This is a genomic window from Streptomyces hainanensis, from assembly GCF_004348415.1.
In the GTDB taxonomy this organism is placed as follows: domain Bacteria; phylum Actinomycetota; class Actinomycetes; order Streptomycetales; family Streptomycetaceae; genus Streptomyces; species Streptomyces hainanensis.
The window spans coordinates 1-11,956 of the sequence record NZ_SMKI01000238.1; the positions used below are offsets into that span (position 1 = coordinate 1).

Here is an 11,956-nt window from a genome sequence, read left to right on the forward strand (position 1 = left end):
TCCGGGGAGGCCGGGGCCGAGCGCGATGGTGGCGCCGCCGAGGGCTCGGGCGAGGGGGGTCCATTCGCCCTTGGGGTCGCAGGGGACGTAGACGCGGTACCCGAAGGCGATGCCGCGGAGAGCGATCGACTTCGCGAGAGCCGACTTGCCGGTGCCGATCACGCCGGCGAGCAGCACGTTGGGGTTGGTGAAGCCGTCCAGGGTCCCGTAGAGGCGGAAAGGGTCGAAGCAGAAGGAGGCTTCGGCGTGGACATCGCGGCCGATGTAGATGCCGTCGGCGCCGAGTCCGCCTTCGGCGAGGAAGGGGTAGGCGCCTGCGGCGAGCTGGGTGGTGATGCGGTGCGCGGGGAGATGAAGATGGCGGCCGCGGGCGGAGGCCGGCCCAGGCCGGCCACCCGCCGGATAGACGGGGGCGAGCTCGGGATCGGCGGCCACGCGTAGCGAGCGGGTGGGCGCCGTGTGGGCGTGGGCTTGCCGGTGGGCCTCGCGAAGCTGGCGCCGGGCGGCGGCGCGGTCACGGCGTGAGACATCCCGGGGCAGGTAGAGGCCGGTGGCGCTGGTGTTGCGGCTCCCGTTCACGGCGTCTCCTCGCGGTCCCGGGGGTAGGAGACGTGGCCGTGGACGGGGCTGCGCAGATCAGCGGGCGTGGTGCGGAGCCGCACCGTCGCGCCGCTGGCGAGGTGGCGCTGGCAGATCGTCAACAGTGTGCCGGCGGGGGCTTCGCATCCGAGGTCCTGACAGTGCCCCGCGATGGGTAGCTGGCCAGGGGTGGCGGGGGGCGCGGCGTGGAAGGCGTCGTGAGTGAGGGCGGCCGCCTGCCAGACACGGATGCGGGCCGCCTGCAGATGCGCGCCCTCGGCGGGCGCCTCCGCGACGCTGCGGGCGACGAGTTCGTCGAAGAGTCGGTGCAGGACGGCCAGGTGGGCGTGCAGGGTGTCGAGTTCGTGGCGTCCGGCGGGCCCGATGAGCGCCGCGGCTTGGCGGATGTGGTGGCGGATGCCAGCCGTCGCAGCGCGCAGGTAGGCCACCGGTTCGGATGAGGATACGGGCATGGGAATCGGCGCCTTCCAGCACGGGAGGGGAGAGGGAGTCACGCCGCGAGGGCCAGTGGGAGGGCCGCCGCGGTGAACGCCTCGGCCTGCCGGTAGGTCAGACGCCGCAGATCGATCTGGGCGGAGACGGCGGCCGTCTCGATCTGAGCGCAGGCGGCGTGCAGGGTCTCGGTGGTGTCAGCCGAGACGGTCACCAGGCCGGTGAACGCGACATCGGCGTGGCCGGCGATCAGCTGCCGTTCCCGCTCTTGGACGTCGGCGTACTCCATGGAGTGGGCCTCGGAGTCCACTCGCCCGCGGCGCTGCCGCTCGGCTGCCTCGGCGACGATGCCGGCCTTGCGGCGCTGGACGTCACGCAGCGCGGCGTCGATCGAGGCGGGCCGGTAGGTGAGGCTGACGCTTCGCCGTACACCAGAGGTGAACATGACCTGGTGGAGGAAGCCGGGCGAGGTCTCGGTGCGGGGCCAGTTCTCGATCCAGTAGGTGCAGTGCACCGCGGTGTCGGTGCGGATGAGGCGAGGTTCCTCGATTTGTACCACCGGGCCGGCGGCGGCGGGGGCGGCTCGCGCGGTGATGGTGGGAGCCCACCGTTGGAGGGCGGGTAGCGCCTTGGGGTCGTAGGCGGTGCGGATGACGGCGGCGATCTCCTGCGCGTCCAGCCAGCCCAGGGCGTAGATGCCGGCCTCTCGGGCGGCCTGGTTGAAGGAGGCCACCAGCTGGCCGAGCACCATGAACGCTCCGCTCAGGCCGCCGCCGGCCTGGTTGATCAGCCGGCGGGCGGCTTTGAGGTCGAATGCGAGCGCGACGTAGGACTCGTGTGGGGCGGCGGCGGGCCCGGCGGCCTCCACCAGGTCGCGGTAGACGTCGGCGGCGACACCGGCCTGGGGCCGGCCGTGCTCGGTGAAGTGCCGTACCAGGGCGTCGCCGGAGTCAGGCACGGTGCGCTCGAGCACCTGGACGCTTCGGATGTGGCCGGTGCGGCCCAGCGCCGCCAACGCCCGGCCCCAGCCGTGGACGTGCGCGTTCTGCGTGGCCGGGTCCAGGAGAGCGAAAGCCCTGGACGCCACCCGCACCACCACGGTGAGGGTGCGGGCGTGGGGGTCGTGGACGGCGGCGTAATACCCGGACGGCGCGGTGATCACGCGCAACGAGCCGGTGGCGCCAGGCAGGTGGAGCAGTCCGGCTGGGGTCGGGCGCGTGGCGGGCCTGGCCAACCACACGAGCTGGCCCTGGATACGCCGTAGCCCGTAGCGGGCCAGCACCGGCAGCCAGTCGGCCAGCGGAATCCCGCCCCTCCGGCCCCATATCAGGCAAGCCAACAGACCCCAGGCCGGCGCGAGTTGGAATGCGAGAACGAGGCCGCCGCTGGTGAGCGCGCCCATCGCCAACACGAGTCCGAGGCCGACGGTCACCAGTTGCATCGCACTCATGCCCAGCAGGATTCCGCGGCGCGAGCGGTGCGGGAACTTCACGACCGGCGGCGCGCCGGCCCCGGAACTGTCGGACGTCATGGTTGAGCGAACCTCTCTGAGGACGTACAGGGGAGTGAGGAGCCAGGGCGTGCGGGTCAGGCGTCGTCGCCCTCGGGGCGGGGACCGGTCGGCGGCGGTGGCGGAACAGGCTTGTTCGCAGCCTTCAACTGGGTCTGCGGCTTGTTCAGTGGCACCGCTCCACCGCCCGTGGATGCCGAGCGCTGCCCGCCGGACCGGCCGGACGGACCGGCTGTGGGGTTGACGACGGGCGAACCGGCCCCTTGCCCGTTGGCGGCATGACGTCCCGTGGTCCTGCCGGTCGTGTTGGCCGGGACGATGCCACCGGCCGGCGAGCCGGACCAACCGGCCGGGCCTTGTGGCGCCATACCTCCGGTGCCCTGTGGTGCGACGCCGCCGGTCTTGGCCCGGGCGACGACGCCCGCGGCCTGCTGGGCGGAGCGGGTGGTCGCCGAGACGCCTGCGGTGCCACTGCGGTGGAGGTCCTCGCCCCCGCCGTCGCTGGCCCAGCGGACGAAGCGATAGGTGGCGAACGGACTGACGAGCACCAGCGCCATGACCACCATGCCGGCGAGAGCGTCGGATAGGGCGGCGAGTCCGTCGCCCTGCGGATCGCTCTCCCCCATCGCGGAAACACCGAGCAGGAAGATCACGGTCATGAGCAGCTTGCTGATGACCAGGGTCGCGGTGATCTCGATCCATCCCCGGCGCCAGCGGCGCGCGGTGTCCCAACCGCCGCCCGCCCCGGCGAAGACCGCGAGCGTGACGAGGATGAGGATCCCGACCTTTCGCAGGATCATCACGCCCCAGAACGCGAACGCCCCAACGGCCAGGCCGATCGCCATCAGCGTCGCCAACGCCCAGCCGAGGTCGAACATCGGGCCGAGCAGGGCGACGTCGACGACGCGCCGTACCGCGTCGGATAGGGAGGTGCCGGCGGCTTCGAACAACCCGGCCGAGAGCGCGTCGACGATTCCGAGCCCCAGCATGGTCAGCGGGATCACGACGAACGCGAACAGGATGCCGCTGATCGTGCCGGTGAGGGCCCGGCGCATCGCCGTGCCGTCCTGGCGCCAGGCGGCGTAGACCAGGTGCAGGCAGAAGGCGCCGACTGTGGTGATCAGCCCGATGGGCAGCAGGAGTTCGTAGTTGTCGCGGAACCACCGCGCTTCCAGGTCCACGGCGGTGGTGGCGTCGACCGCGGAGGCGGCGAGGTCGGCGGCCGAGACAGCCATGTCTCCCATGGAAGTGGCGATCCACGCGCCGATGCCCTCGGTCATCGCCTGCGCGGTGCCGGTGGCCATGTCGGTGACCGAATCGCACACCCGGTCCACCAGAGGAATGTCACAGACGCTCATGCCGGCCGCCCTTCTTCTTCGCTCATTCCAGGCATCGCGGTTTCAGAAGGCCACGGTCGGCAGCCGGCCGGCCAAGGCGCACGCCTCGCCAGGGCGGCACTGGACGGCGAGGGTCACCGTGCGTTCTTCAGCGCCTCGGCCGCCGTCGCGCCAGTGGATGCTCTGCTGGCCCGTGACGGTGACCACGTACACGTAGGCTTCGGTGATCAGATCCGGGCGCGCACGCAGCTGCTCCTCGAAGGACGCCGGGACGTGGCCCGACTCGCTCTGGGCGGTGGCGTACTGCTCGTTGTCCCCCAGCTGCAGCCACACCTCGGGCGTGGGGATCTGCGCCGCCACCGACTCCCAGTCGGCGTACGGCTCCTCCCCGGTCATCCAGGCCCGCAGCTCCGCGGTCCGCTCACCGTGCGTCGCACGCCGAGTGTCGTAGGACCACAGCGCTTCCGCGGCTGCCTCCGCGTAGACCACCGCGTCACCGGTGGTCGGCGGAGTCCGAGGGATCCACTCCTCCCCCGGGTCTGCGTCCTCTTCCGCTGGGTCGGACGGAAGGTCCCGCGGCGTCGGGCGCGCTGACGCGCCACCCAGCCACCTGCTGCCGTCATCGGGCGCGGCGGACGCCGACTCAGCGCCGCTGCCCGTGCGGGTCGAGGTGGACACGGCCCACGCCCCGGCCACCAGCAGCACGAAGACGAGCAAACCGATGACCGTGCGCTGCCGCCAGGACAGGCCTCGCATGGTATCGCCGATGGAGAAGCTGGTTCGCATGGTCAGGCCACCTGCGATCCGACGTTGGAGAAGAACGCGACGATGCCGTTGGCGGCCCCCAGCAGCAACGCGCACCCGGCGGCCACCAGCACGCCCTGCTTGCCCTTCGCCTCCGCGCCATGGCTGGCGGAGAAGTGCCCGTAGGCCCACACGACGCCGGCCACCGACAAGGCACCGACGATCGCGACGATTCCGAACAAGTTGATCGAGCTCATCGTGTCCCGCAGAACATCCAGGCCCGGCAGCCCCCCCTCTTCCGGGGATATGCCGGGGTCATATGCCAAATCATCGAGGCGGCGGGTTGTGCGCATGCCGAAACTCCTTGCGGCGGGGAATGTGACCCGCGAGAACGAAGAAGGGGAAGGGAGCCGCTAGCGCCGGGCGAAGGGGTCAGCCGGGCGAGCGGAGAGGAAACTCAGCGACGTCAGGTAACGACGCGTCGCACGTGAGTGATCTGGGATGCCCAATCGTCGACGTAGGCGATGCGCACCACGTCGTCCGTGCCGGGCGCGTGGAGGACGAGCCCCGAGCCGATCGCCAGGCCGACGTGGTCTGGGCGCTGCGGGTCGCGTCCGGTGAAGATCAGATCCCCCGGTCGCACGGCGCCGATGTCCACGGCGGTTCCTTCGCGGAACTGCGTGAACGTCGTGCGCGACAGCGCGACGTCGGCGGCGGCGTAGGACTGCTGCACCAACGAGGAACAGTCACACCGCCACCGCGGGTTCGAGCCGTGGGGGTCAGTGCAGTCCCCGCCCCACTGGTAGGGGGTGCCCAGCTGGCGCATTGCCCATCGGATCGCGACGCGCACCTGGGCCGGCGCATCCTCGGGCACCTCATACCCGGCCGGTATGAGGCCTGGGGGTATCGGTTGGCCAGCGGCGATCTCGTCGCTCGAACACGCGGAATCGGTGTTACCGGCAGTCGGGGCGTCGGCCCCGGCCACGTCTGCGAGAGCATCGCGCAGCGCGGTGGCCAGCGGCTCCCACCGGGCGTAGGCGTCCGGGAAAGCCGAGCGCTGCACGGTCTGCGCCGCCACCGTCAGCGGCAACTCCTCCCAGCCCGATACTTCGAGAAGCGCCTCGTAGAACCGGGTGGCGGAGTAGACCGGGTCGAGAATCTCCTCCGGGCTTCCCCAGCCCTGCGACGGGCGCTGCTGGAAGAGGCCGAGGCTGTCCCGGTCGCCGTAGTCGATGTTTCGCAGGGTGGACTCCTGCATCGCCGTGGCCAACGCGATGATGTGGCCGCGCGCCGGGATTCCCAGCTCGACGCCCACGGTCACGATCGCCAGGGCGTTGGGCACCTGCTCCTGCGGATCAGATAGGCCTGGCTCCGATCCGCCGGCGGCCTCCTCGTTCCCGTCCAGGACTGCGCGGACCTGCTCGGCGACCGCCGCGGCATCCGTCTCCGGGACGCTGGCGCATCCGGCCGCTTCATAGCTGTTGAACGCCATCGCGGCCGACCCCGCCAACAGGACGGGGGAGATGACGACCGCGACCGCCAGGGCGACTGGTGTCTTCTTCACAGGGGAAACACGACCTCAGGTCCAGCGAAATCCGTGACGGGTAACCGTTGCAGGAATGGGCGACGGCGATAGCGCTTCGTCGCCCGGGAGTTCACCCGGGCGACAAGCACAGTCTTCATGCGGCAGCCAGCCGCGCTGTTAATCTGCCGTACTTCGACATTCCGGCACCTCGCCTCTCAGGAAGGAAGCATCTCGACTGTAGGGGCGTTTTCCGGTCACGCCAACTGGCCAGGAGCGGCTCTCCCCCGAGATGGGGCGACCGGATTGTTCGGCTATCCTCGCGAGTTCCACGCCCATTTCCCCTGGTCCTCAATCGACGAGAACCCTGGTTCCGCGGAGAAGGAGATCCCGCTTCCGATGCCGTATTCCCTGCATCATGGCGATGCGCTGAGCATTCTGTCCGAGCTTCCGGATGACGCGGCCGACAGTGTTATCACCGATCCGCCCTACAACTCCGGAGGGCGCACAGCCGCGGAACGAACGGGCCGCACCGCCCGGGCCAAGTACACCTCCGCCGACGCTCAGCACGACCTTGCCGACTTCGACGGCGAGAACAAGGACCAGCGTTCCTACGGCTACTGGCTCACGTTGAACCTCACCCAGGCCTACCGCATCACGAAGTCGTCCGGCACGGCGCTGATCTTCACCGACTGGCGTCAACTCCCCGTCACCACAGACGCCTTCCAGGCCGCCGGCTGGACCTGGCGCGGAATCGCGACCTGGCACAAGCCGGCCTCTCGGCCGCAAAAGGGCCGGATCAAGCAGGATTGCGAATACGTGGTCTGGGGTACCAAGGGGCCCGTCGACCCCGACCGCAACCCCATATATCTCCCTGGCCTGTTCTCCGCCTCCCAGCCGAGGAAAGACCGAAAGCACATCACCCAAAAGCCTGTCGAAGTCATGCGGCAACTCGTCCAGATGTGCCCACCGGCCGGCACGGTCCTCGACTTCTGCGCTGGCTCCGGTTCCACCGGAGTCGCCGCTCTTCTCGAAAGGCGGGACTTCATCGGCGTCGAACTCAGCACTCACTATATCAAGATCGCGCGCCAGCGGCTCAATGAAGCCCTCCGAGCTTCCACAGGACGAGACGACCTGGACCTGGCAGCACCGGGTTCTGACTGACTCGTCCGCAATTCGCGGTATCGAGCGCGCGTTTTGCGGTGCAGCGAGCGCTCCAAGGCCTGCTACTAGCAGATTTCTCCGGTCACGCCAAAACGGGTTGTATCAGGATCCTGTGTTGCTCCCGCTCACCCCCGCGCCCGCGCGAAGGGAGTAAACGATAGTGCCCGACCGAAGCGACAACGAACTGCCTGAGCCGATCCGACTGTCCGACACTGAGGTGGAGGAGCTGGCCGCCACGGTCGCCCGCCTGACCGCACGGACATCCGCACATGACGAACTCTTCGACCGACTCGCGGCCGACGAGCCGCTCGCACTCACACCGCCACCTTCGGGCTCCGGCTCCTACATCGTCGGCCGGCGTGACCGGGCCTACTCCATGGAGTTGGGCGGTCTGACGACGTGGGTGAACGAGGTGTTGTTGCCGACATACGGGCGTGAGGTGTCCACCCAGGCCCCTTGGTGCCCCTGGTGGCCGGAGCACCCGGAAGCCGTCGCGCGGCTGCACGGGCTGTGGATGGCGTGGAAACAGCACATCGCACCGGATGCCGGCCCCAGTGGTCCCGCGGTATGGCACCGGGACTTTCTCGACCACACGATGACCCAACTCCGCTCCCCCAGCGGTCCGTTCGGCGCCTGCATGACGCATCCCAAGCGCCCGGCCCACCGCGTCCTGCCTCCGCCCCTGCCCCAGGACGGCTCGCCGCCGCGGAGTGGCGGTGTCACGGAGTGAGGACGGTGTTCGGTTTCGCGGCAGATCCGCGTGCCCTCGATGACCTGCGCACCGCCCCCGCTCGCATTCGGGACCTGGCCCTCCTCGCGTTGCAGGACCTCGTCCACGGCGAACAGCGGGGAGCGCGGCTCGGCGTTCGAGCCGGGGTGGACCTCACCGGCCACCGAAAGCTGTACGTCGATCCGAAGGCGGAGTGGCGCATCGTCTACGCCGAACGTCCCGCGCCCGCAAACGCGACGCACGCCGGCGAGATCTTCCTACTCGCCGTCGGCCCCCGCGATGGCCACGCCGTCTACAACTCGGCAGCCCACCGCCTCGGCCGCACCGCACCGGCTTCCAGCGCCGCGCGGCAACTCTCCGGCCGCTCCGCAGCACCGACGACCAGCCGTCACTGGCTACCCTCACCACGAACCGAGATACCGCGATGACCGATCAGGAGATCTTCAGCTTCCGCATCGGCGGACTCCAGCCCGCAGAGCCCATCATGCTTGAGAACCTCCACATGCTGGAGCTGGCGCGGGACTCCTTCCACCTCCTGGCCGAGCACCACACCCCAGACCAGCGGCACAGCTACTCGATCATCTACGACGCGTCCGCCAGCTTCGGTCACCCAGGCGACATGCGGTACCTCGCCATCCACGTCAGCCGGGATTCCCACCACGACCTCTTCCGCTGTGGCTACTCCTACGAACCCACCGTGCCCTTCGCCCAACGCTGGCTGATCGAGCGGGGCTGCCCCGCAAACCACACCGTGCTGAGGCGTACCTCATCCTCGCCCAGCCCAGCCGACGCCAGCACCCGAGCCCTGGAGGAGCGCCTGCGGCTCTCCGGCTCGCGCTACCGGGTACTGGGCAGCTACTTCCACGAACCGATCGGCCCCAAGGACGGCACGTCGATCCGCGTGCTGGCCTACGACCAGCACCCCGACAACGCCCACCAGCCGTACCGGATCTTCCTCGAGACCGTGGACACCGCCTCGGACACCTACCGGGTCCACGAAGGCGCCTTCACCACCATCGAGGACTCCAACACCTGGTTGATGTCCTGGTTCGACAATCCCGCGCTCCCCCTGCCACCTCCCATCCCCTACCAGCCTTCCAAACCCCCACCTGTAGCTGCTCCCTGGGGGGCCTCTCCGCCTCCGACGCCGCCATCCGGCCCTCGACGCTAGACACGCCCCTCCCCGACGACGCCACGGACGGAACGACCCCATGGCGAACGACACGTTGTTGGCCATGGTCGAGCAACGCCTCGAGCGACGCTTCGGCCGGCCCACAAAGGACCTCTATCGACTGGCCGCGAGGGGCTCGCTGTCCGAACCAGCCCTCCGGAGGGCCATCACCTGGCACGGAAAGCTCGTCGAGGCCGAGGACCTTCTCCACCAATTCGACGAAGCCCTGCTGCCTTACCTCACAGACGAGGAACTCACGCCGCGGCGCGCTACGGAGATGGCCGGCCTCGCGGAACGCATCATCCAACTCCAAGCCGCCCGTGAGTCCATCGCCATGATCATCCTGGAAGCCCTCGCCCCCACCAGCACCTTCACCACAGGCACCACGCCGGCCTCCGCGAAGCCCACCCCTCAGTGCCTGAACTCTCCGCTGGCCGCACCAGGCGGCGCAATCGAGAGCCCTCGGCGGATTCGGTGAGCACCTCCTCAGACACGACCGCGCCGGACCCGCGAAGCAACGTGGACGACGCCGTCGAGCAGAGCTTCGGTCACACCGTCACCCAGGTGTTTCGCGAAGCAGCCGCCGGGCCCAACGGACCCCGCACTCGATCGCGGCCTGGAGGCGCGCACGCTTCCGACGATCGCCGAACGAAGCATCGCCCTCGCTCCACTGCACGACCGCACTGGTCCCGGGCCCGCGCCCGTTCATGCCGGCGGAGCCCAACGCGTCGACGACGAACTAGCCATCCATCAGCGCCACCTCGGCGTGGTTCATCCGATCATCCACGCCCACCCATCCGCCCTCGGCAGACCTGGCGCGCACCCCACCGTCAGCACCAGCACCTGCCCGTCCCTCTCTTTCTCACCGTGTTCCCGGAGCCCACCCCGTGTCCATCAACCGCTGGCAATCTCTCGCCCCCGTCCAGATCGAACGAGCCGAGCTCGCGGCAAGCACCCTCAAACCCCGCTGGAGCATGTGGGTCCTCCAAACGCTCGAGCACAACGGCCCTATGCGTCTCACCGACCTCTGCAACGCCCTCCCCGGCCTCCAACCGTCAGCCGCCTCAAGCGTCATCAATCGCCTGCGGGGCCAGGGCCTCATCACCCGAACCCCCAGCGGCAGGTCCGTCCACTACGGCCTCGGCGACGCCGCCAACGGCCTGCAGCCAGTCCACCGGACGCTCGCCAGCTGGTGGCAAGCCCATCTCAGCATCAATGCCCCCGTGGCGAGGGCCGAACAAGTCGAACGAGGCCTCGGCCACCTCCCCTTGCCCGCCACCTTCGCCATATGCAAGTCCCTCGCTGATCGCGGCCCCCAGACCGCCACCGATGTCGGCTGGCATCTCGACTGGCCCATGGCCACAAGCTCGTTCTACAGCCGCATCGCCATGCTCCGTCACCGCGGTCTGATCGCCCCCACCGGAGATCGAATCGGCAAGGCGGAGCTCCTCTCCCTCACACCCCGAGCCCTATCACTGAGCGACGTCGTGGAGGCCCTGGACGACTTCCAGCGGCACCGGGCTCCCGCATCCGTCGTCCCCACCGCCACCCCTCCGTATCGACCCGCCGATCTCTTCTCCCACCTCCCCACAACTCCGGCACCAATGCCACGGCCACTTGCCGGGAGGCGGCCGCGATGACGTTCGCTGGCAGCGATCTCACGCAGGTCGTGACCCGTACCGAGCCCGCACAGGACGTGACGCTCGAACCTCGCGTCAAGATCGGTCGGCTCAGCATCACGACGGCCGGTCCCACTCCGGTTCCTGGGCCCGCCGCGCCCCCACCTTCCGCTACCAGCACGCATGCAACGCGCACCGATATTCGACACGCCGCGCCGCCATCACGAACAGGCACTCCATGACCACGTCACCCGCGCCGCCTCCAGCAGGAACGAGCCACCTCATCTCGCTCTTCGGAGTCGGTCCCGAGGATCTCATCGCCGGATGTCCGGAAGGCACGCCAGCTCGCCGAGCGGCCGTACTGACTGCCCTGATCGCCGGATACCTGGACGATGCGCACCGTGACCTGGCCACACGCCTCCAACGCCTCGTCGACGCCGTTCCCGCAGATCGCCCATCCGTCGCTCACCTGACGGAGGACGAACTCCACACCCTCGCCTTCCGCACCATGGGGCTGGAGGCCGCGACCGCTCACATGGACACCCTGCGCAACCAGCTCCGCATGACCACCTCCGCCCTGGGGCTCCACCTCACTCGCGCCATCGCCGAGACAGCGAAGCAACAGCCGGCACCCACCCGACCATCAGGGCGAACCGCCGTGCCCTCCCCGCCCGAGGACGGCCCGCTTGGACGATGAACAAACGCCTCCCGCCACCGACGTTGCCCGTTCCTCGCACGAACTCGCCGCCAACCGCCCTGAGCTCGACATCAACACGCTGCATGCCGCCGTGCTCACGGCACTCTCACTGGTCGAGGATGACCTCCTCCACACCCGCGAACCGTTGATCGACCTCCTCAGCGGCTACGGAGAGGCAATCCTGGCCGACGCCGGCCACAGCACGGCCCGCGGCCGGGACGTCGATGCCGCGGCCCTCACCGCCATCGTGGCCGAAGCCGCGCGCGAACCGCCCTATCGAGGAAAGGCGCTGGCCACCATCTTGGCCATGCTGTTGAAGACCACTCGTGTCGAACAGCTCGACATCCTCACCCTGGCCCGTGAGCGCTACGCCGACCTCCTCCGCCGCCACCAGCACCCGCTCGCCCTCCCCAGGCGGCTGCCACTGCCG

14 protein-coding genes and 1 pseudogene are annotated in these 11,956 nt (G+C 69.5%); 7 read left to right on the top strand and 8 right to left on the bottom strand.

Annotation, left to right across the window (positions count from 1 at the left end):
• From E1283_RS21235 to E1283_RS21265, 7 genes and pseudogenes are all read right to left on the bottom strand, one after another.
• A pseudogene (locus E1283_RS21235) lies at positions 1–579 on the bottom strand (ATP-binding protein); the annotation flags it as partial.
• Positions 576–1,052 (bottom strand): DUF6238 family protein, encoded by a 477-nt coding sequence (locus tag E1283_RS21240; RefSeq protein ID WP_132819701.1) that lies wholly within the window; start codon positions 1,050–1,052, stop codon positions 576–578. The pseudogene E1283_RS21235 and the gene E1283_RS21240, both read right to left, overlap by 4 nt.
• 38 nt (positions 1,053–1,090) lie before the next feature.
• Positions 1,091–2,563 (bottom strand): SCO6880 family protein, encoded by a 1,473-nt coding sequence (locus E1283_RS21245; RefSeq protein ID WP_132819702.1) that lies wholly within the window; start codon positions 2,561–2,563, stop codon positions 1,091–1,093.
• A 56-nt stretch (positions 2,564–2,619) separates the two neighbouring features.
• A complete protein-coding gene (locus tag E1283_RS21250; protein WP_132819703.1) occupies positions 2,620–3,900 on the bottom strand; it encodes an SCO6881 family protein in 1,281 nt (426 codons plus the stop codon).
• Positions 3,901–3,942: 42 nt separating this feature from the next.
• A complete protein-coding gene (locus E1283_RS21255; RefSeq protein ID WP_132819704.1) occupies positions 3,943–4,275 on the bottom strand; it encodes a hypothetical protein in 333 nt (110 codons plus the stop codon).
• Positions 4,276–4,667: 392 nt separating this feature from the next.
• Positions 4,668–4,976: a DUF6112 family protein gene (locus tag E1283_RS21260; protein ID WP_132819705.1), complete on the bottom strand. Its 309-nt coding sequence runs from the start codon at positions 4,974–4,976 to the stop codon at positions 4,668–4,670.
• A gap of 113 nt (positions 4,977–5,089) precedes the next feature.
• Positions 5,090–6,187, bottom strand: coding sequence for a C40 family peptidase (locus E1283_RS21265; protein WP_132819706.1), 1,098 nt, complete (start codon positions 6,185–6,187; stop codon positions 5,090–5,092).
• Positions 6,188–6,544: 357 nt separating this feature from the next.
• On the opposite strand from E1283_RS21265, the gene E1283_RS21270 reads away from it, so the two are divergent.
• From E1283_RS21270 to E1283_RS39950, 6 genes are all read left to right on the top strand, one after another.
• Positions 6,545–7,309 carry a DNA-methyltransferase gene (locus E1283_RS21270; protein ID WP_132819707.1) on the top strand — a complete coding sequence of 255 codons (765 nt, stop codon included), beginning with the start codon at positions 6,545–6,547 and terminating at the stop codon, positions 7,307–7,309.
• Between the two features lie 160 nt (positions 7,310–7,469).
• Positions 7,470–8,039, top strand: coding sequence for a DUF4913 domain-containing protein (locus E1283_RS21275; protein ID WP_132819708.1), 570 nt, complete (start codon positions 7,470–7,472; stop codon positions 8,037–8,039).
• A gap of 5 nt (positions 8,040–8,044) precedes the next feature.
• The gene (locus E1283_RS21280; RefSeq protein WP_132819709.1) at positions 8,045–8,467 is read left to right on the top strand and encodes a hypothetical protein; all 423 of its coding nucleotides are present in this window, start codon (positions 8,045–8,047) and stop codon (positions 8,465–8,467) included.
• Positions 8,464–9,210 carry a hypothetical protein gene (locus E1283_RS21285; protein ID WP_132819710.1) on the top strand — a complete coding sequence of 249 codons (747 nt, stop codon included), beginning with the start codon at positions 8,464–8,466 and terminating at the stop codon, positions 9,208–9,210. The genes E1283_RS21280 and E1283_RS21285 overlap by 4 nt, the downstream gene beginning before the upstream one ends.
• 40 nt (positions 9,211–9,250) lie before the next feature.
• Positions 9,251–9,688 carry a hypothetical protein gene (locus E1283_RS21290; protein WP_132819711.1) on the top strand — a complete coding sequence of 146 codons (438 nt, stop codon included), beginning with the start codon at positions 9,251–9,253 and terminating at the stop codon, positions 9,686–9,688.
• A gap of 409 nt (positions 9,689–10,097) precedes the next feature.
• Entirely contained in the window at positions 10,098–10,850 is a 753-nt protein-coding gene (locus tag E1283_RS39950; protein WP_132819712.1) for a winged helix-turn-helix transcriptional regulator, read from the top strand.
• 226 nt (positions 10,851–11,076) lie between these two features.
• On the opposite strand, the gene E1283_RS21300 is transcribed toward E1283_RS39950, so the two are convergent.
• The gene (locus E1283_RS21300; protein ID WP_132819713.1) at positions 11,077–11,319 is read right to left on the bottom strand and encodes a hypothetical protein; all 243 of its coding nucleotides are present in this window, start codon (positions 11,317–11,319) and stop codon (positions 11,077–11,079) included.
• Positions 11,320–11,515: 196 nt separating this feature from the next.
• Here E1283_RS21300 and E1283_RS21305 point away from each other — a divergent pair.
• Positions 11,516–11,956 (top strand): hypothetical protein (locus E1283_RS21305; RefSeq protein ID WP_132819714.1); only part of this gene is annotated, 441 nt, incomplete at its 3' end.

Bases quoted from the DNA above. Each gene is read 5' to 3' on its own strand.
- E1283_RS21255 (WP_132819704.1), bottom strand. From the start codon at position 4,275: ATGACCGGGGAGGAGCCGTACGCCGACTGGGAGTCGGTGGCGGCGCAG.
- E1283_RS21245 (WP_132819702.1), bottom strand. From the start codon at position 2,563: ATGACGTCCGACAGTTCCGGGGCCGGCGCGCCGCCGGTCGTGAAGTTC.
- E1283_RS21240 (WP_132819701.1), bottom strand. From the start codon at position 1,052: ATGCCCGTATCCTCATCCGAACCGGTGGCCTACCTGCGCGCTGCGACG.
- E1283_RS21270 (WP_132819707.1), top strand. From the start codon at position 6,545: ATGCCGTATTCCCTGCATCATGGCGATGCGCTGAGCATTCTGTCCGAG.
- E1283_RS21285 (WP_132819710.1), top strand. From the start codon at position 8,464: ATGACCGATCAGGAGATCTTCAGCTTCCGCATCGGCGGACTCCAGCCC.
- E1283_RS21250 (WP_132819703.1), bottom strand. From the start codon at position 3,900: ATGAGCGTCTGTGACATTCCTCTGGTGGACCGGGTGTGCGATTCGGTC.
- E1283_RS21260 (WP_132819705.1), bottom strand. From the start codon at position 4,976: ATGCGCACAACCCGCCGCCTCGATGATTTGGCATATGACCCCGGCATA.
- E1283_RS21290 (WP_132819711.1), top strand. From the start codon at position 9,251: ATGGCGAACGACACGTTGTTGGCCATGGTCGAGCAACGCCTCGAGCGA.